The 18706-nt window shown below is 42.8% G+C and carries 16 protein-coding genes, 1 tRNA gene and 1 pseudogene; 7 read left to right on the forward strand and 11 right to left on the reverse strand.

Features of this window, described 5'->3' with window-relative positions; genetic code table 11:
* The 4 genes and pseudogenes from HWQ40_RS33000 to HWQ40_RS33015 form a co-directional block, all read right to left on the reverse strand.
* Positions 1 to 194: pseudogene (locus HWQ40_RS33000) on the reverse strand (hypothetical protein); the annotation flags it as partial.
* A 399-nt stretch (positions 195 to 593) separates the two neighbouring features.
* Complete coding sequence (locus HWQ40_RS33005; RefSeq protein WP_292786270.1) at positions 594 to 821, reverse strand: DUF2839 domain-containing protein; 228 nt, start codon at positions 819 to 821, stop codon at positions 594 to 596.
* 28 nt (positions 822 to 849) lie between these two features.
* Entirely contained in the window at positions 850 to 2454 is a 1605-nt protein-coding gene (locus HWQ40_RS33010) for a reverse transcriptase domain-containing protein (RefSeq protein ID WP_292786273.1), read from the reverse strand.
* Between the two features lie 758 nt (positions 2455 to 3212).
* A complete protein-coding gene (locus tag HWQ40_RS33015) occupies positions 3213 to 4769 on the reverse strand; it encodes an ATP-dependent DNA helicase (RefSeq protein WP_292786276.1) in 1557 nt (518 codons plus the stop codon).
* A 271-nt stretch (positions 4770 to 5040) separates the two neighbouring features.
* Between HWQ40_RS33015 and HWQ40_RS33020 the strand changes: the two genes are divergently transcribed.
* Positions 5041 to 6003 (forward strand): M48 family metallopeptidase, encoded by a 963-nt coding sequence (locus tag HWQ40_RS33020; RefSeq protein ID WP_292786279.1) that lies wholly within the window; start codon positions 5041 to 5043, stop codon positions 6001 to 6003.
* 421 nt (positions 6004 to 6424) lie between these two features.
* Here the strand turns inward: HWQ40_RS33020 and HWQ40_RS33025 are convergent, their stop codons facing one another.
* Together HWQ40_RS33025 and HWQ40_RS33030 are read right to left on the reverse strand one after the other, a co-directional pair.
* On the reverse strand, positions 6425 to 7288 hold the full coding sequence (locus tag HWQ40_RS33025; RefSeq protein ID WP_292786281.1) for a type II CAAX endopeptidase family protein: 864 nt from the start codon (positions 7286 to 7288) through the stop codon (positions 6425 to 6427).
* A gap of 164 nt (positions 7289 to 7452) precedes the next feature.
* Positions 7453 to 7890, reverse strand: a complete 438-nt coding sequence (locus HWQ40_RS33030; RefSeq protein ID WP_094350106.1) for an AbrB family transcriptional regulator — start codon at positions 7888 to 7890, stop codon at positions 7453 to 7455.
* Between the two features lie 148 nt (positions 7891 to 8038).
* Here HWQ40_RS33030 and HWQ40_RS33035 point away from each other — a divergent pair, with 148 nt between their 5' ends.
* Positions 8039 to 8200 (forward strand): hypothetical protein, encoded by a 162-nt coding sequence (locus tag HWQ40_RS33035; protein ID WP_292738549.1) that lies wholly within the window; start codon positions 8039 to 8041, stop codon positions 8198 to 8200.
* 1161 nt (positions 8201 to 9361) lie between these two features.
* Positions 9362 to 10366: a succinate dehydrogenase/fumarate reductase iron-sulfur subunit gene (locus HWQ40_RS33040; RefSeq protein ID WP_292786283.1), complete on the forward strand. Its 1005-nt coding sequence runs from the start codon at positions 9362 to 9364 to the stop codon at positions 10364 to 10366.
* A 58-nt stretch (positions 10367 to 10424) separates the two neighbouring features.
* Here the strand turns inward: HWQ40_RS33040 and HWQ40_RS33045 are convergent, their stop codons facing one another.
* The 4 genes from HWQ40_RS33045 to HWQ40_RS33060 all read right to left on the reverse strand — a co-directional run bounded on the left by HWQ40_RS33045 (position 10425) and on the right by HWQ40_RS33060 (position 12902).
* The gene (locus HWQ40_RS33045) at positions 10425 to 10949 is read right to left on the reverse strand and encodes a Tol biopolymer transporter periplasmic protein (RefSeq protein WP_292786285.1); all 525 of its coding nucleotides are present in this window, start codon (positions 10947 to 10949) and stop codon (positions 10425 to 10427) included.
* Between the two features lie 57 nt (positions 10950 to 11006).
* Positions 11007 to 11567, reverse strand: coding sequence for a hypothetical protein (locus HWQ40_RS33050; RefSeq protein WP_292786287.1), 561 nt, complete (start codon positions 11565 to 11567; stop codon positions 11007 to 11009).
* Between the two features lie 47 nt (positions 11568 to 11614).
* Complete coding sequence (locus tag HWQ40_RS33055; RefSeq protein WP_292786290.1) at positions 11615 to 12535, reverse strand: Ycf66 family protein; 921 nt, start codon at positions 12533 to 12535, stop codon at positions 11615 to 11617.
* Between the two features lie 247 nt (positions 12536 to 12782).
* A complete protein-coding gene (locus HWQ40_RS33060) occupies positions 12783 to 12902 on the reverse strand; it encodes a photosystem II reaction center X protein (protein ID WP_099100805.1) in 120 nt (39 codons plus the stop codon).
* Positions 12903 to 13207: 305 nt separating this feature from the next.
* Between HWQ40_RS33060 and HWQ40_RS33065 the strand changes: the two genes are divergently transcribed.
* Positions 13208 to 13501, forward strand: a complete 294-nt coding sequence (locus HWQ40_RS33065) for a YggT family protein (protein ID WP_094350101.1) — start codon at positions 13208 to 13210, stop codon at positions 13499 to 13501.
* Between the two features lie 153 nt (positions 13502 to 13654).
* Here HWQ40_RS33065 and accC read toward each other — a convergent pair whose 3' ends face one another.
* On the reverse strand, positions 13655 to 14998 hold the full coding sequence (gene accC / locus HWQ40_RS33070; RefSeq protein ID WP_292786293.1) for an acetyl-CoA carboxylase biotin carboxylase subunit: 1344 nt from the start codon (positions 14996 to 14998) through the stop codon (positions 13655 to 13657).
* Between the two features lie 683 nt (positions 14999 to 15681).
* Between accC and HWQ40_RS33075 the strand changes: the two genes are divergently transcribed.
* The 3 genes from HWQ40_RS33075 to HWQ40_RS33085 all read left to right on the forward strand — a co-directional run.
* Positions 15682 to 15762: transfer RNA gene (locus tag HWQ40_RS33075), tRNA-Leu, on the forward strand.
* Between the two features lie 196 nt (positions 15763 to 15958).
* On the forward strand, positions 15959 to 16582 hold the full coding sequence (locus tag HWQ40_RS33080; protein WP_292786296.1) for a chorismate lyase: 624 nt from the start codon (positions 15959 to 15961) through the stop codon (positions 16580 to 16582).
* 304 nt (positions 16583 to 16886) lie between these two features.
* Positions 16887 to 18706 (forward strand): tetratricopeptide repeat protein (locus HWQ40_RS33085; protein ID WP_292786299.1); only part of this gene is annotated, 1820 nt, incomplete at its 3' end.

Here is an 18706-nt window from a genome sequence, read left to right on the forward strand (position 1 = left end):
TTACATTTTTTCATCTTGAAATTTAATTGTTTAGCATAACAGGTACTGAAGAACCCAACTTTTTGTTGTTTTACAAGCTTTTGGACTAAACTCTTTGAGACGGAAAATATGTTAGCTACTTTCCTGATTGAAATGTTTTTCTGAAGATGTGCTGCAACTATTTTTTCTCGAAGATCGACAGAGTATGACTTCATTTAAAAGTATTTATATTTTAATCTAGTGTACCTTATAACAGACGGAAGTGCTGTATTTTCAAAAAGTTGTACGAACCAAAGCACGCTAATTTAAAAGGTTTCTTATCTTACTTTGGTCTTGCCAAATTTAATGCATATATAATATATTTCGATTATCTAGCCAAAATGAGTAATTATTTTTTATTAATAACTCAGTTAACTAATTCGTAATTTGTCATAACGCTTTCGACAAGAAGCTGCGCCTAGCTTGCTTTCCCATAGGGTACGCAAACTCGCTACCATTGGGCTAACGTAGGTAATTCGTAATTATTAGGGAAATCTTGCGTGTCATTATCTTTTTTAGTGGTCTTGAATTAGTTGGAGTCTAGATATCCAACTAATTCAATTATGAATTAAGAATTAATAGACTACTTGCCACCAACCGAAAGCTGGGCCGATAAAACGGATTGTTGCCCATCCTACAACCATAAGACCAATGCCTATCCAAGCACCACGAGTAGTCCAAGTGACAAATTGTTCGCCTTGAGTTTTAGTGATCGGAACCCAAGGCAAGATCCGAGTCTCTTGACCGTATGTTTTACCTAATGTGGTTTTGGTTGAGTCGATGTAAGGTATTATCCTTCGCACCTCTCAGTTAGAACCGGACGTGAGACTTTCACCTCATCCGGCTCCCGATATTCTTAGGGTTTTTGTCCCCTTTGCTCATGTGGATGTAATCATGACAGGACTCATGGATAGCAATTAGATTGTTTCTTTTCCAGTTGCTGTGGTTCCCGTCGATGTGGTAGAGGTGTACTCGTTCTTCACTTGTACATTTCATGCCACAGTGACCACACGTATGGTTTTGTTTCTTAAGGGTGGTGGATGTTGCTCCGTCATACAGCTTACTATTGCGTTCGCTCCAATATGCCATATCTCCATCGTAGGGTGATTTATTTCCCCTGACGTTGATGTGTTTGCCTTCGGAGTAAGGAACCGATGGGAACGCTTTGTCTATCAATTTCTTGGTAGAGTAACGGTCTTGTTTGGTTTCCTTGTTAAATACCAAAAAGGCTCTGTAACTGGTGTGACAAAGTGAAAACTTTGCCCCATCCATCTTGCAGAACTTGTGGTAGTTTCTCCATCCCCTCACTATTGGTGCTAGCTTTTGGGCTTTTACCTTAGAACCATAATTTGAGCAGTTAACGATGGCTTTTACCTTCTGACGGAACTTTTTGAAATTCTCCACAGAAGGAGTGCATCTAAATTTCCCGTTACTTTGCACTTTGAAGTGCCAGCCAAGGAAGTCAAATCCATCTGTCGCAGCGGTAATATGTGTCTTTTTCTCGTTAAGCTTCATTCCTTTTTCAGCTAGAAATTGGTCTATCCTTTCAAGTATTTCATTTGCATCGTCTTCGGGTCGGAGTATTATCACCATATCGTCCGCGTATCGGATTGATGGTTCTGTAATATCCTTCTCTGAGGTGTTGATTGTGACTCTTTGACCACGGTTTACATGGTATTGATAAATACTTTCGATACCATTCAGAGCGATGTTGGCTAAAAGTGGACTCACCACCCCACCTTGGGGTGTACCTTGTTCTGGAAATTCTGGGTTTATTCCTGCTTTAAGGCAACGGAATATACCTGATTTGATGCCTTTTGGGGCTATAAGGTTTTCCATGATTGTGGTGTGGCTTATCCTATCGAAGCATTTTTCAATCTCGAGTTGTATCACTCTTTTATTGATTCCATTTGCATTGGAACATAGGGTTAAAAACAGACTTTTCTGGGCATCATGTGCCGAACGTCCCGGTCTAAACCCGTAGCTTTTGGCATGGAATGTTGCTTCGTGTGCAGGTTCTAAGGCATATTTCGCGATAGCTTGCCATACTCTATCCGCCATAGTCGGAATCTTCAGCATCCGGGTACTTCCGTCCTTTTTTGGGATGGGAATACTTCGTAGCTTCTGGTGAACCCAGTTGTTACTGGACTCTTTCAACAGGTCATTTAACGCAAACCGTTCTTCAAAATTGAGGGACTTTTTGCCGTCGATTCCTGCCGTCTTCTTTCCTGCGTTTAGCTGTGTTACTTGACGAATCGCCAAAAATCTAGCTGCTTTGGATTTCAAAATAAGCTTCTGAAGTGACAGAGCTTTCCGCTTGTCTCCTGCTCGAATAGCTTTGAACACTCGACATTGTAGGCGGAATAAATCCTTCCGGAATTTCTTCCAGGGCAGATTCTTCCAAGATTCACTAACCTCGCGGCTGTGCCTAATCATGCTCTAACTCCGTTAAGTGTTTTCTGAATACCTTGCAGTAATTACACCGCATCCTACCCGAATCAAAGGGATTCCGTATCTCATCTTACCTACCTGGGATTCGACTGTCCCAAGACCCTTGATTCGTTTTTATTCGTTCCCTCAGAAGATTGATGAACCACTTGCGTTGGAGCAAGTGGCGTTGTTCCGTTAGGTGTAGCCAATTTAACCATCAGAAACCCTAGATTCATGCTGATATTCGACGTAATTCAGCGGGTTTTTGCTCTGATGAAGTCGAGGGTTTTAAGTTATGCCTCGCTTGCAAATAGGTTATTTTTCTAGGCTCAGTTTCACCATAGGAACTCCCTGTTAACGCCAGTGTCAATCCATAACGACTGTCTGATTGCGTCCTGTTCCCAGCTTCACTCTGCAAGAATTGAGCTTGCTCGGTGTGGGCAGATAAGGAGTCACGCTTGAATCTAGCGGGTAGGACTTTCACCTACATCTTTCTGAGAGTTCAACCCGCAAGGGTTGGTGAGGTTATGTACGGACTGGATACCGGGATTCACTCACAACGAATCGCACACGACGTTTTGCTTCACCCATAATCTGCAATTCAAATTCTACTTAGGTACTAAATTTATTTTGCCAGTATTCATGCGTACAGAGAGGCAATGAATCGCATCACCTTCTATAAGCTGATAATAGTGCTTGCTTCTTTGCGATCGCGCTTTGGTTGACAAAATTTAAATTAGGCATTGGGTACTGGTAACTGAATTTTAAGCAGAATTTTCCTCATCGGTATTGGAAAACAGGCTGGGATCGAGATAGTTAATGCGTGCCAGAGGACTTAAAGCTGCGAGAATTTGAGCGCCGTAGCTGCGGTTAACTACACGACTATCAAGCAAAGCCACAATCCCTTGACTTTCTCGTACTGGAGCGATCGCCCGTTGTAATTCATTTAAAGCTGCTGGCAACAAGTATAAACGGAACCAATCTTGATGCGATCGCTTATAAAGAGCTACCCTACCAGCTACCAGGGGATTTTCTAAAGATGGTAGGGGCAAAGTAGCAATGATTAACAGATGGGGTGCGGGCAAGACTCGTTGATGTTCTCGCCAAAATTCCCAACCGCTAATCAAAATACCATTTTCATCTAAACAAGTTTTTTCTACTTGCACCCGTGAACCAAACTCTGAGGCCAGAATTGTCGCCACTTGAGACTTGAGTGGTACATCTCCCACCAAGACAACCGTCAATCCTGGTGCTGTCGCACTTAGACAAACCAGTGTGCGGACTTTGTGAATAAATGCCGCTTGAAATTCTGGTGTGTTGGGTAGAGGCAACTTATAGGGTACATACAGTTGAATTGCTTCCGCTTGGTTCTCCGAGGAGAATTTCAGGCAAGTTAAATCGTCCAAACCCAGGCGCTGGCGAAAAAGGGGAGCCTCAGTTTCCGGTTCGATAGCGCTGCCAATTAAAACTACTGGTTGTCGCTGCCAAATATGCGAGAGTATTTCCCCTAATTCCATTGGGGCGTAGTGCAAAGAAAATAAACCTTGTCGATGGGCAATAGTCGCCCAGAAGAGAGGAGGGGAAGCAGACGAGGAAAGATTTTCATCAAGGGTTTGAAATTGTTGCCAGAAATTTTTCCACTTATCTGGGAGGTTTGCTCGATCTAAAGCCAAATACAGGCGACTCAAAATTTCTATTTCTGGCTGGGAAATTAGATAGCACTGATATGGATTAGCAGGATGCTGAAAAAGTTCGTGTGTTAGTTGTATCCGTGCTTCACGAATTGCCTCAGCTTGGTTTGGACAAGCCAGCATGAGTTGATCCCAATCATCGGGTTGAATATCTTGGGTAAGTTGATGACGCACCCAATCTTCGAGATCGTCTACCCCATCAATAATTGTGGGGATGCCTTGGGGAAAGCGTGAGCCACCAGCTAATTGTCCTTTTAACCAAGCTTCTGGGGAGGTTAACAGTAGCCCCTGGAACTCAGCATCAGGCCAAGCATCACCTGTCCTAATCGATTTATTGGTTGGTAGCCACTGCTGTAGACGGGGAATTTCCACCCGCAGCAGAAGTTGTTGCACTGTTTCTTGAGCAACAATAATTACAGGGCCATGCCACATCAGGGCTGATGCTACGAAACTAGTACGATACCGCCCTTGATAGCCACAAACCGCCCCTACTTGAATTAGGGCGCTACGTCCCAGGCGCAAGGCGCGTGCTACCAACCGTGCCATCGTCAAATGATGGGGCCAGGAAGGGAACCCCGCTTGCGATCGCAAAAAGTTATGTAGTGACAAATGAACTTCTGCCTCAATCACACGCTTTCAATTCCATACAAAGTGATTTTTACTTCCAATTGCCCCATTTCTATTATCTTGTCATTTGTCATTTGTCCTTTGTCCTTTGCCATTGATCCAAAACTAATGACCAATACAACTCTTGGAGAGGCTGCACTTCTCTACGAGACGCTGCGCGTAGCTTGCTTCCACGAAGTGGTACGACTACGCTCAGTGACCACACCAACAACTACGCTCAGTACAAGTGACCAATGACTAATGACCAATGACCAATTACCCAATACCCTAAATTATGCCAACTTACACAGGAATTTCCAGCGAAGCCTTCAGGCATCCACTAGATCGCCAAGCCGAGCAAGCTTTACGAAATTTACCAGGATTTGATTTAATCGCTCGTAAATTTGTGGAATTTATCTACGAACGCCCTCAATTAGTCTATCTAATGGGTAACACCATCCAAGTCGGGCCGCGTCAATATTCCACTATTTACCAGATGTTTCGGGAATGCGTCCGAGATTTGGACATTTACCCAGAACCAACACTGTTTGTCTCGCAAAATCCCCAAGCAAATAGCTATGCGCTGGGGCAAGAGAATCCTTACATAGTCATAAATACAGGGATACTAGACTTACTAGACGAAACCGAGATTCGGGCGGTGCTAGCCCATGAATTGGGGCATATTAAATGTGGTCATACTATTTTAATTCAAATGGCGATGTGGGCGATGAGTGCTGCTTCTGCCTTGGGAGAATTGACCTTTGGCATCGGTAATATTGTCACACAAGGCTTGATTTACGCCTTTTTTGAGTGGCGGCGCAAAGCCGAGTTATCGTCAGATCGCGCTGCACTACTAGTAATGGATGACTTGAATCCTGTGATGTCAACGATGATGAAACTCTCTGGCGGTAGTAACAAATATGCCAATGAATGTAGTTTACAAGAGTTTATCAAGCAGTCAGAAAATTATCAGGCTTTGGATGAGGATGGACTGAATCAGATATATAAATTCTTGATCTACAATGGCGCTCAGGGTATGATGTTGAGTCATCCTTTTCCTGTTGAACGCTTACATTACTTACGATCGTGGGCAATATCCGAAGAATATCAGCAAATTCGCCGAGGAAATTATCAGCGATCGCCAGCTTCCGGATCGGTAAATGTTGCAGCAGAATCTTCCGAAAATGAAACAGAAATTTTACGCCGTCAAATTGAAGAATTACAACGAGAAATCGACAGAATGAAAAGACCTGAGTAGTTTTGAGTGAAGTTATATATAGTGCGCTAGATTCGCCTAATGCACTATATATAGAAGTCCTAATTGAATCTTCCTCAGTATACAGAGAAGTAAAGCTTTGTATGTCAAGCTTCTAGGCAGCTTAGTTGTTCAAAAATCAAATAGTAGTCCTATATATCTGAAGTTGCAGGTTCCGTAAGACTACCCTTGATTCATTTTATTTTGTGTTTGAGAGCTAAACTTGAGCCTAGTAAGCCTAATAGAGTGAGAAAACCGCTTCTGAAAGCGGGTTCAGGAATAGACTCAGCAATAGGAAGCTCACGAATTGTGAAATAGATAAAACGCCCAGGTAGTTACAAAGGTTTTAGTTATTTTTTTCATTTTCTGATACTTCTTTGGTTGTAAGGAATTACAGCAACCAAATTTTACTAAGATTTACACATTACCTAGAGAAGAACCAGATAATTACTCCAGTTCCCAATACACAAATAATTCCCCCCAAGCCAGCTAGGGGTTTTTTGTTCTTACCTGTAAACCAGTCAGAGACTTTACCTGTGTAGGTAATTAGTTCTGCTGTATCTATGGTAGCGATCGCCCATACCCATCCCGCGTGCAATCCCCAAGCTAAACCCAAATTACCACTTGTAGCAAAGCGTGCTAACACTAGCACCATTCCCATCAGCCACAATCCAGGAAGTTGGGGTGCAGTTTCGCGTTGCTCCCAAACCAGGTGTAACAAGGCAAAAATCAAGCTAGAAATTGCTGCTGCTACCCAAATTGGGTAATCCTGCGCTAATTCTGTGAACAGGAAACCGCGAAAAACTAACTCTTCTATCCCACCGACTAATAAGGCTATCAAGAAAATCGGTAGCAAGATGGGTAGTAGTAACTTGAAATTAGATTTTTCAAAAGCACACCAACCTAACCCGAATTGCCCACCAAATACAATAGCTAAACTCAGCACTCCCAAACTAAAACCTAGTGCTAAAGAACTAAGAGTTGAAAGATTGCCAACAAAGCCGTAATCTGAAAAAGATTTATTAGTCAACCAAACAACTCCCCAGAGGATCAGGGGAGCTAATAGGTAAAGTGACACCAATAACGGCATTTTTTGCTCTGGCTGTAAAGGTTTAGGAGGTTGCCAATTAAGCAATATTGCTGATACTGTTGCTACTGGCAACCAGCAAAGTATCCAGCAAACAAAAAATGCCGTCACTATAACTAGTGGCGGTGCATTTTCTATAAACGCCAGTAAGACGTTGACCGAAGACTCAAAGAAAGTTATCAAAATAAACAAAAAAAACACGATAGACTTCTTGCATTATAGATTTCTTGCTGATTAATCAAGACTCTACTAAATTTGGTGAATTCTGCAAGGGGTCTAATCGTATTTTTTACCTGGCTACCAATTTGCTGTCGGGGTAAGGACAAGTTATCATCAACTGAAATTTATCCCTACCATCAGCAAATTTACTCTTCGTCTTCCAAATCTTCGTCTGATTCGTCAGAATCTATATCTTGTGAGGTTAGTTTTTTATCGCTTTCACCTAGTTGAATCAGGTGAATATGTTTGTATCCCAGCCTAATTTCAAACTCATCTCCAGCCTTCAAGCCCATTGCTTTGGTATATGTAGCACCAATTACAATCTGACCATTTTGATGGACACTAACCCGATATGTCGGTTCACGACCACGACCATCTTTAGGTGCTTCTGGACTTAGAGGAATTCCCCTAGCAGATAGCAAAGCGTCATAAAAATCGGTGAGATTGACACGGACTTGGTTATTCTTAGTAACAGTGTAATAGCCGCACTGTTTAGCTCTTTCTCGGCGTGGTAATGTGGAAAGTTCTTTTACTTTAGCAAGTAGTGCTTTTCCAGTTAATGGCGCGGTTGCAGTTTCAGTCATTATGCTCAAATTTTCCTTACTCTCTCCAAACTGATAAACTATGTAGTCTCATGCCAGCATTTAATTTTTTAGCATTTGCATAGAGCTACTGAAGACCCTAGTGTAACGGGTGAATTCCTGCCGATAGGAGCTAAAAGCACTTCTATATATGGTTGTCCACAACCAACTAGAGGCCATAGTTGCCACAGACATTAATTTTGGTGATGTTACGGCACTTTTAACCATTATTCGCCATCAGAAAGAAAACTATTTTCTCCTTTGGCGCTACTGTAGCGGTGTAACTTTCAGCCACCTTTACAAATGGGGTTAGGTTCTACTGCAAATAAGTCGTAGACCCAAAAAATTGCAGGTTTTTCACTTTCAGTGCTTGCCTTTCTTGCCAATGAGCAAGTAGAGTTTTCTCCACTCGTCCTCCCAAGCTTAGGACAGCATAGTATTTCAATAGAGTCCTACGGGCATACACCCTTTTGTCCTACCAGTAGAGACGCGAATTTTCTTGTCTCTACATTACGAATCAACAAAGCAGTATTAACCGCGCTGATACGGCTATTGATTCTGGTTTTGCTACTTCGTAATTTTATATTAAATACTAGCATGGACTAATAATAGCAAAATAGTTGTTTAATTTTGAATTAAAGTTGCTAGTAAATTTTTATTTAAATTCCTGGACTTAAACAAGAAAAAAGCAGTGATGATTTTCTTAACCCTTTATTGCAAGCGTGAGCATTGCTATCTGGCTTTTATAAAAATTTATATAATTGAGACGAGCAGTTTTGACCAATGAGTTCAATCCCATATTTACTTGATTGAGAGCAAGCCAAAAAGCGAAAAGTCTCGCACCTCAGGGTTTCGCGGTGCTCTAACTTTTCTTTGAAAGTGGTGAGGATTTTTCCTCGGTTTATTATCTTCAGGTCAAAAGCGGTCAGAAGATTTTACACGTCTGTCTATGGGAAGAACAAATCTCTTAACATCTGCCTAGTGCTTGATTGCCACTACTATATATTAAACATGGGCTTTCACATTTCTATATAATCAAAAAATTCCGCCTTCGCTACCACTTGATGGAATTTTACTGTCAGGACTGCTTGACTCAAGTTGACATCAAGACGTGTTGCTAACCTCACATGCATTTCATTTGTATACGATCGCTAGGTCAAAGATCAACTTAAGTTACTTTTCAAGCAAACCCTCTTTCCTTTACATTCCCAAACAGGTAAATTCAATGCAAAGCTGCGATTACATTTTTGGCGTTTTAACTCAGAATTTGACAAAAATCTTGCCTACAACGCTACTACAAGTAAAATTTTAATGGTTATCCTTAAACTAGAATCAGTCGCCCTTAAATCGTCAGCCTATTAACACCAGGATTTGAATTAGGGGCGAAAAAGTATAACTCACTTTTCGCAACTACCTGCTTTGACTCATAATTGTTGAGGCTGGTGAAGTAATTTTAAAATTTTGGTTAGTAGTTATGGAAGTTCTTTTTAAGGTCATTCGACAGCAACAAAATTCCTCCCCTATTGTGCAAACCTACCTTGTCGAGGCCGAACCAGGTAATACAATCTTGGATTGTCTCAATCATATTAAGTGGGAGCAAGATGGAACTTTGGCATTTCGCAAAAATTGCCGCAATACTATTTGTGGTAGCTGTGCTATGCGAATTAATGGGCGTTCGGCTTTAGCTTGTAAAGAAAATGTTGGGAGTGAACTTGCCAGATTACAACAAATACCATCATCTCAAAGTAAAGTAAATGCTATTGGTGAAATCACGATCGCGCCTCTTGGCAATATGCCCGTGATTAAAGATTTGGTTGTAGATATGAGCAGCTTTTGGAATAATCTAGAGGCAGTTGCCCCTTATGTGAGTACGGCAGCACGACAAGTACCAGAAAGAGAGTTTTTGCAAACACCACAAGAGCGATCACGCCTCGACCAAACTGGTAACTGTATTATGTGCGGAGCTTGTTACTCTGAATGCAACGCTCGTGAAGTTAATCCAGACTTTGTAGGCCCCCATGCCCTTGCCAAAGCTTACCGAATGGTAGCAGACTCCCGCGATAGCGATACCGAAAATCGTTTAGCAAGCTATAACGAAGGTACTAAAGGCGTATGGGGTTGCACCCGTTGTTTGTACTGCGATTCTGTTTGTCCAATGGAAGTTGCACCATTAGAACAAATCACCAAAGTTAAACAAGAAATTCTCACCCAGAAACAAGCCAGTGATAGTCGCTCAATTCGTCACCGAAAAGTATTGGTAGATTTAGTTAAAGAAGGTGGTTGGATTGATGAACGTCAATTTGGTTTACAAGTAGTCGGTAATTATTTTCAGGATTTAAAAGGATTACTCAGTCTTGCACCCCTCGGTTTGCGGATGATCCTCCGGGGTAAGTTTCCCCTATCATTTGAAGCTTCTGAGGGTACGGAACAAGTGCGATTGCTCATTGAATCTGTGCAACAAGTAGAAAACAAAAGTTAGAGGTGAGGAGTGAGGAGTTAAAATTCCTCACTCCTTACTCTTAACTTCTAACTGTTGTTCAACGTGGTTCTTGAGGTATATTCAACGGCTGTCCATAACGGTCATATACTAAAACATCCCACTGACCATTATTACTAGACTCAAAGGCAATCCTGCTACCATCAGCGCTAATTGCAGGGTTGCGGACTTCCGCTTGCAGGTTATTAGTCAAATTCCGCGATTGGCGTGTTTCTCGATCGTAGAGAAAAATAGCCGATCGCCCCTGACGACTAGCCGCAAACACAATATAACGACCATCTTGTGAAACGCTAGGATGATTTGCGATCGCATCAAAGGAGTTTAAACCTGGCAAATCAACCAAATCACGAGTTACCGTATCGAACATATAAACATCTTGGCTACCGCGTCGGTCAGTAATAAAAACAATGTATCTCCCAGAAATTTGGGGGTTTAATTCCGACGCTAAACTATTGAGACTCCGACCCCCTGGATCAAAAGGATAACTTAAAAGACGAGGGTAGCCAAAACACCCAGTCAATAAACTTAAACCGAAAAATACAGGTATAAAAAAAACACGTTTCATATAGTCATTAGTCATTAGTCATTAGTCAATAGTCTCACAACTCCTAACTCCTAACTCCTACTGAGGTGAACCGACGGTTGCACCGTTGGGAATATCTAACTCAATATTTGGCCCTCGGTCTAGGACTTCAATATCCCACTGACCACGAGTGGCGGTTTCAAAGACAACATAACGTCCATCTGGACTAATATTTGGTTTTCTAACCCAGCCGCGATAAATTGGTGTGACGATTTGCGACTGTTGCGTAGCACGATCGTAAAGTGCCACCACTGGTCTACCTTGATCGCTAGTAAGATAAGAAATATAACGCCCGGTGTAGCTCAAACTAGGACTTTCGGCAATTGTCTCTTGTCGGTTGATCCCCGGTGTGCCAATAAACACTTGCCTCTCCAAATCGTACACTAGTAGCTGCTGATTACCATTCCGATTAGATACAAACGCTAAAAAGCGCCCATTTCCACTCAAAGCAGGTTGCTCCTCGGTGTAGCGACTGTTAAGAGAAGTAGGCCCTATGAGAATATCGTTAGAACCACAAGATACAAGCAAACTTGTTAAACCAAAAACCAGGCTCCAATGAATTGGTCTTTGGAGCCAAAATGCAGGCGTAAATTTTTCCACCTCAACTGTTTTCCGTCGCCTTTAAACCTACTTGCACGCCAACTGTTTTAAACATCGTCATCAAAATCGGTCAAATTATCTGGTCCCTCATTTGGTTTTTCAATTGGGTTGTATGGCACATAATCAGTTGGGATCGCATCATCATCTTCGCGCGGTCTTCGAGAAGTTGAGTCAGTGGGCGGACGACGCCTTCTCGGTCTGGGAGAAACATCATCTTCACTACTTTCGGGACGCTGTGACCCATTATTACTACGGCGAGAAGGTTTTCTAACTTCCCCACCCGAACTTTCCCAATCATCAACTTGCCTAGATGAAGAACCCCAATTTTCATCTTCAGAGCTTTCAGAAGGGCGATTCACGGGACGACCAGAAGTCCGCCGACGCGTTCTATCAGATGGAACCTGTCTTTCACTACTGCTGCTGTTGCGGCGTTCTGTACGACGGGGGGGTTGCTCCTCGTAGTAGTCATCACGAGTTGAAATCTCATCTCTGCTACCCTGAATCCGGCGACGCGAGGGTCGTTCTTCCTCGTCTTCATAAGGCAGTGGATCTAAGTCTGCCTCCATCTCAGCCCCATACCTCTTGCGGTTGCGGTTCATTGAATAATTTCCGCTTACCTCTCGCTCATCGTCCACAATCGGAGTATTACGCTTTGCTTGCTGGGTAGCTATACTCCGCAGACGAATACTTTCAACTGCAAAAAACACAGTTGTGCCAACTAAAAGCAATTGACCAAATTGTAAAATTGGGTCAAGCCGCCATCCTTGAAAGACAAGAATGAAGCCGCAAAGCAAGCCTACTGCTGCAAAAAAGATATCTTGATCTCGTGACAATTCTGGGCGCACAGTGCGGAGAAAATACAGTGCTGCCCCAGCCACAGCCAGGAAAATTCCTAGAATACTGGCTGAATTTGCCCCAAAATTTACCTGAGCCAGAAAACTGGCTGAGTTCAGCCCAAAATTTATCATTGCTGTTTTCCCAATATCAAATCTATGTTAGCGAGTCACAATTAAAATCACTACTCTAATTAGTCACAATATATTGAAGCTTCAAAGCCTCTGGCAAAGAAGCTCTGAAGCCATTCACCGAAAAGTAAAAACACCTATGTTTGTCATCTACAACTGCCACCAGCCGCAGAAACTGCTGCTTTTAGTGCAATTAAGTAGATAGCTGACAGACAATCGATTGTGAGAGTTAAATTAACTCTCATAAGCATTATGAACGCTGTATTTTATCTTTTTGGCTAATGAAAACTAGACCAACTGTAACGGGTATCACAACAATTGCTGTACCCCATAGCAGACTCCAAAGAAAATTTGCTAAAGAAGGCGTCATACTTCTCAACCTTTTTTTACACACTTCATCCTAATTTTAATAGTGTATTACTTTCTTGAGAAGCCTCTAACTCTGAACTGCCAAACTTGGTAACTGTTTTACCAGTTATTGAGTTAACCCCGTGGGCGAGTTAGCTTTTCTATTTCAGAAAGAAGTGACAGCATTTGGTTAAAATAATGATCGGAGTGCTTTACAAAGCTTAAAATTTTCTGGCGATGTCTACGACGGGCTATTCGGCGTCGCAAAGCAAAGCTTGCCGACGCCTAAGTTTTTTTTTCTTTACAGATAGATAGTACCTGAAACCAATGACTGGTGTTAACCTGACTGCTTGGATTCTTGGCCCTGTGTTAGGGGTGATGACATTCTTATTTATATTTCGTATCATTCTCACTTGGTACCCGCAAGTGGATCTGAATCGTTTGCCGTTTAATTTAATAGCTTGGCCCACTGAGCCATTTTTAATCCCGTTGCGAAAGCTGGTGCAACCTATAGGCGGAGTAGACATTACACCTATTATTTGGGTTGGTATCTTTAGTCTCCTGCGAGAAATCCTACTAGGTCAACAAGGATTACTGACTATGCTATCTCGTGTAAATTAGGGATAGGGCATTGGGAATTGGGCACAAGAAGCAGAGGGGCAGAGGAGCAGAGGGGAAAGAACTTGTACAATAACTCTCCCCTGCTCCCCTGGATCCCCTGCTCCGTTGCATCCCCTGCTCCCCTGCTCCCCTGATCCCCTGCTCCCCACTTCGCTAACCGTTCATTTCCTGCACAAAATTTGTATAGACATTACCCTGCAAAAACTGTGGAGTTTCCATAATTTTTTGATGAAACCCAATGGTGGTAGGTAACCCAGTGATGGCACATTCTCGCAGTGCGCGTTTCATACGGTTAATAGCAGTGGGTCGGTCTGGTGCCCAAACAATTAACTTGCCGATTAAGGAATCGTAGTAGGGTGGGATTTGGTAATCTGTGTAAACGTGCGAATCAATCCGCACACCAGGTCCTCCGGGGGGCAGATAGCTACTAATCCGTCCAGGAGAAGGGCGAAAGTCATGGTCGGGATCTTCAGCATTGATTCGGCATTCGATCGCATGACCTCGTAATACTACTTGCTCTTGGGTAAGCTTGAGTCTTTCACCTTGAGCAATGCGGATTTGTTCGGCAACTAAGTCTATCCCAGTAATCATTTCTGTTACAGGATGTTCTACTTGAATCCGGGTGTTCATTTCCATAAAGTAGAATTTACCGGATCTATCCAAGAGAAACTCAATAGTACCTGCCCCACTGTAGTTAATGAATTGGGCAGCTTTGACAGCAGCTTGTCCCATTTTCTCACGTAGGTCTTGGTCGAGAGCCGGACTAGGAGCTTCTTCTAACAGCTTTTGATTCCGGCGCTGAATTGAGCAATCCCTTTCACCCAAGTGGATGACATTACCGTAGTTATCCGCCAAAATTTGAAATTCGATGTGGCGGGGACGTTCAATAAATTTTTCTATGTAAACGCCAGAATTCCCAAAAGCTGCTCCTGCTTCGCCTTGGGCCGCGAGAAAAAGTTTAACAAATTCGTCTTCAGAACGAACTAGGCGCATACCCCTTCCACCGCCACCTGCTGTAGCTTTGATCATCACTGGATAGCCCATATCCTTGGCGAATCCTAATCCTTCTTGCTCGGATTCTACCAATCCCTGACTACCTGGTACCGTCGGTACTCCAGCTTTTTGCATGGTTTCTTTGGCAGTGGATTTATCGCCCATCCGTCTCATAGCTTCTGGAGTTGGACCGATAAAAGCAATATGATGGTCGGCACAGATTTCCGCAAACCGGGCATTTTCTGCCAAAAAACCATAACCTGGATGAATGGCAGTAGCATTGCGCGTCAGTGCAGCAGCAATAATATTGGGAATATTCAAATAACTTTTACCGCTGGCAGGTTCGCCAATGCAAACTGCTTCATCAGCAAGTTGGACGTGGAGAGCATTACGGTCAACGGTGGAGTGAACCGCAACTGTGGCAATTCCCATTTCTTCACAGGCGCGGAGAATGCGAAGGGCGATTTCTCCCCGATTGGCAATTAATATTTTGTCAAACTTCATTTTTTAGTTTCGATATCATTACCAGTAGATTGACATTTTCTCTGATCCAACTTGAAACAATGCTTCCACATTATTTCAAATTATCACAGGAGATTCGCCACCCTGATCCTAAGCAAACTTGCATATTGCAGGCTTGCTGCCTCTACGGGTCTTACTACACTAACAACATTGCTGCTGTAAGTCTTGGCTAGACTACCAAGCTGGGCTTTTGCGACGCCGATAGCGAACGCGAGTGCGTCTCGTAGAGAAGCGGTAGCGAGTCTTCTCCCAGAGGGAGACGCTTTAGCGCATAGCGCAGCGTAAAGCCTTCTCTTCTCCTTCTCCTGTCGGAGACGCTGCGCGAACGGAGACGCTAACACCAACGAGAGGCTTGTCTGCGACACGCACTCGCGTTCGCCAACGGCATGGCTTCTCTGCGACACGCACTCGCGTTCGCTTAGAGCGAGTCATCGAGCGTCACGAGCGTCATAGCCCGTCGTAGACATCGCCTACCGCAGACGGATACGCCATTGTACCCCGCCGAACACAGTAGCTCTACCCTTTTCAATATCACTTGTACATCTGCTAAATTTCTGTCAGTCTGATACCGCCTTGAGAAAATTTATATTTTTGAGCAACTGAATTTAGATATCACCTTACTATAATTATTTTCTTATGCTATAGTCTATATTTAGACAAACCATGCGGATGTGGCGGAATTGGTATACGCGCACGCTTGAGGTGCGTGTGGCTTTGCCTTGCGAGTTCGAGTCTCGCCATCCGCATTTTTGCTTGTTTAAGCATAGGGTCAATAGTCTAAGGTCAAAAAACCTTAGACTATTGACCCTTAAATATTAAGTTTGTAGTAAAGACTTTAGTCCTTTTCGGAACCCTCAGTGCTTACTACATATTAAGCATTGCCTTGTCAAAGTACTAGTTTTTTATGCTTTTATAGAAATAGGTGAAGTTTTGTAAAAAGCATTGACTATTTCTTTTACGCCGACAAACAACCTAACACTGCCACCAGCTTGGCATCGCCTCACTCCGATTTGGCAAGGAGGGGAGGAAATAATTCAACAAAGTTTACCTCACACTCAGCTAGCACCTGCATGGCAGCTAATGCTTTTGGGTGACGGCTCTCCAACACGTCACTTAGAATTGCTCACAGGAGAGGCTGTAGAAGTAGATGTTATTGATATGTCATTGATTGGCATCGACTTGGATGCTGCTCCTGAGTTAATCCAAGCTGTCCCAGAACCGCGATTACGGCGACAAGTATGGCTGCGTACCGCTTCTGGTCAAAGATTAGCCTATGCTACTTCGTGGTGGGAAGCCAGTCATGTCGATGAGTATTTACAAAACCGTTCATTACCAATTTGGGCAAGTTTAGCTCGGCTTCGCACAGAATTGTATCGGGATGTTCGAGGAATTTACTACGGTGAATCATTGGCACTAGAGTCCGGTTTTGATGTAAATGGGCCTTTTTGGGGTCGCCATTACTTGTTTTGGCATCATGGACAGCCACTGACATTAATTTATGAAGTTTTTTCACCTTATTTAACCAAATATTTGGGGCCTATGCAATTAAATTCCAAAAATCAGTAAGAAGCCATGATGTAGGCTGATCGCTATCGAGTAAAACTAAGTAGCTGAAATCATACAATGAAATTATCAAAGGAACGTTGAATTATTTAGGACTTACGCAAAAAGGCAGTGAAAGCCTTGATTTCCCGTAGGAGCAATTCATGAAGTATAATTTCGCCGTTCTGACTCAAGTCAACTGCAACGAAAAATTAAGGTTTGAGCCATGTACTGAGATACTCCGTTGTGTTCAATATGCGAACAAAAGACCCTTTTAAAACATCTTCTGATGATACTAATACCCTTTAACCAAGGAACATTGAGGACAATGGCTGACAAACAAGGTAACCAGAATCCCGATACAGTATTCAACACACAAACCCGTGTTGTCCGAATCTATCAACGCGAATATCAGCTACCAGTATTGTTAAGTGAAAGCTTTCAGCAGCGAAACAGCGATATCCGTCAACGATGCCAGTTGGTAAAAGAAGGTAGACGAACATTTCTGGGACTGAGCCGCAAGCCTCTTAGCGTCGATGAAAGCCTTGAGAATCTCAATAGCCTCATGAACGACTATGAGTCGATTATCGATTTTATCCAGGCTCAAAAAACAGTTTATACTCAATTTTTTGCTGATCTAATTGATGAGATTAAATGCATTACTACAAAAAAATACCAAAAAATTTCTGCCCTAGAAGACAAGCGAACTATTTTGGTAAGACGAGCTGGACAAGATCCAGATCTGCAACTCATCTATCGTAATCAGCAATCTCAACTTTTAAAAGCAGCTCAATTGGTTGGTAGTGCTTCACTATTAATGTTGAAGAAGCTGGAATTAATCCAAGGTGCGTTCGCCAAGTTAGCTGACGATCAGGAGGTTCAACGACAGGTTTTTGATGAGATGCTCGGTCATTTGCGCATTTATAGCGAGACTCATAAGCTTCAGAAGGAAATTGCCGACATCCAGCAAGAAGCAGCGGAGATGGCAAGAGGTGCCATTGATTTTGACAAATATATTGGGGAATACTTAGGTTCTTTACAAGGTTTGATTAATGAAGTGGTCAACATTGATCAGAAGCTGTCAATAGGGTTAGAGGAGATTAAGGAGCTTACTAACATAATCCTGGGTGAAGCAGAAATTTCCTCAATTAACAGCGATCCGGGACTCTCAGATAGCTTAATGAGCTGGTTGACACAATCTAGTCTTAAGGAAAGTAGACTGACTGACGCATTGAAAGAAGCCGAAAAACAGACTCTTTTTACCGCAGAAATAGATCTTCAGATGTTTCTAGCTAACACTGAATCTGATTCAGTACTAGAAACCCTAGCAAAAATCCAGGGACATTTAGAACCATTTTTCAACTCTAACAATGCTATAGTTTACAAAAACCGAGGGATTGCTTGCCGGAATAAAAAAGACTACGAAAGTGCCATTTCTGACTTCAGCCAAGCCCTGAAACTTGACCCTAACTACATTGACGCTTACTACAACCGAGGGTTTGCTTACTTCGATTTAAAAGACTACGACAGCGCCATTGCGGACTTCAGCCAAGCCCTGAAACTTGACCCCTCTAAAGCCACAGATTACTATAACCGAGGGATTGCTAACGCTTACTACAATCGAGGGTTTGCTTACTTCGATTTAAAAGACTACGACAGCGCCATTGCTGACTTCAATCAAGTCTTGAAACTTGACCCTAACTACTTCAACCAAGTCCTGAAACTTGACTCTAACTACACTGAGGCTTACTACAACCGAGGAATTGCTTACTACAACACACAAGACTACGACAGCGCTATTGCTGACTTTAACCAAGTACTGAAACTTGACTCTAACTACACTGAGGCTTACTACAACCGAGGAATTGCTTACTACAACACACAAGACTACGACAGCGCTATTGCTGACTTCAATCAAGCCTTGATACTTGACCCTAACTACTTCAACCAAGTTCTGAAACTTGACTCTAGTTACACTGAGGCTTACTACAACCGAGGAATTGCTTATTACAACAAACAAGACTACGACAGCGCTATTGCTGACTTTAACCAAGTACTGAAACTTGACTCTAACTACACTGAGGCTTACTACAACCGAGGAATTGCTTACTACAACACACAAGACTACGACAGCGCTATTGCTGACTT

It is taken from the genome of Nostoc sp. NMS9 (assembly GCF_017114995.1).
Lineage (GTDB): Bacteria > Cyanobacteriota > Cyanobacteriia > Cyanobacteriales > Nostocaceae > Nostoc.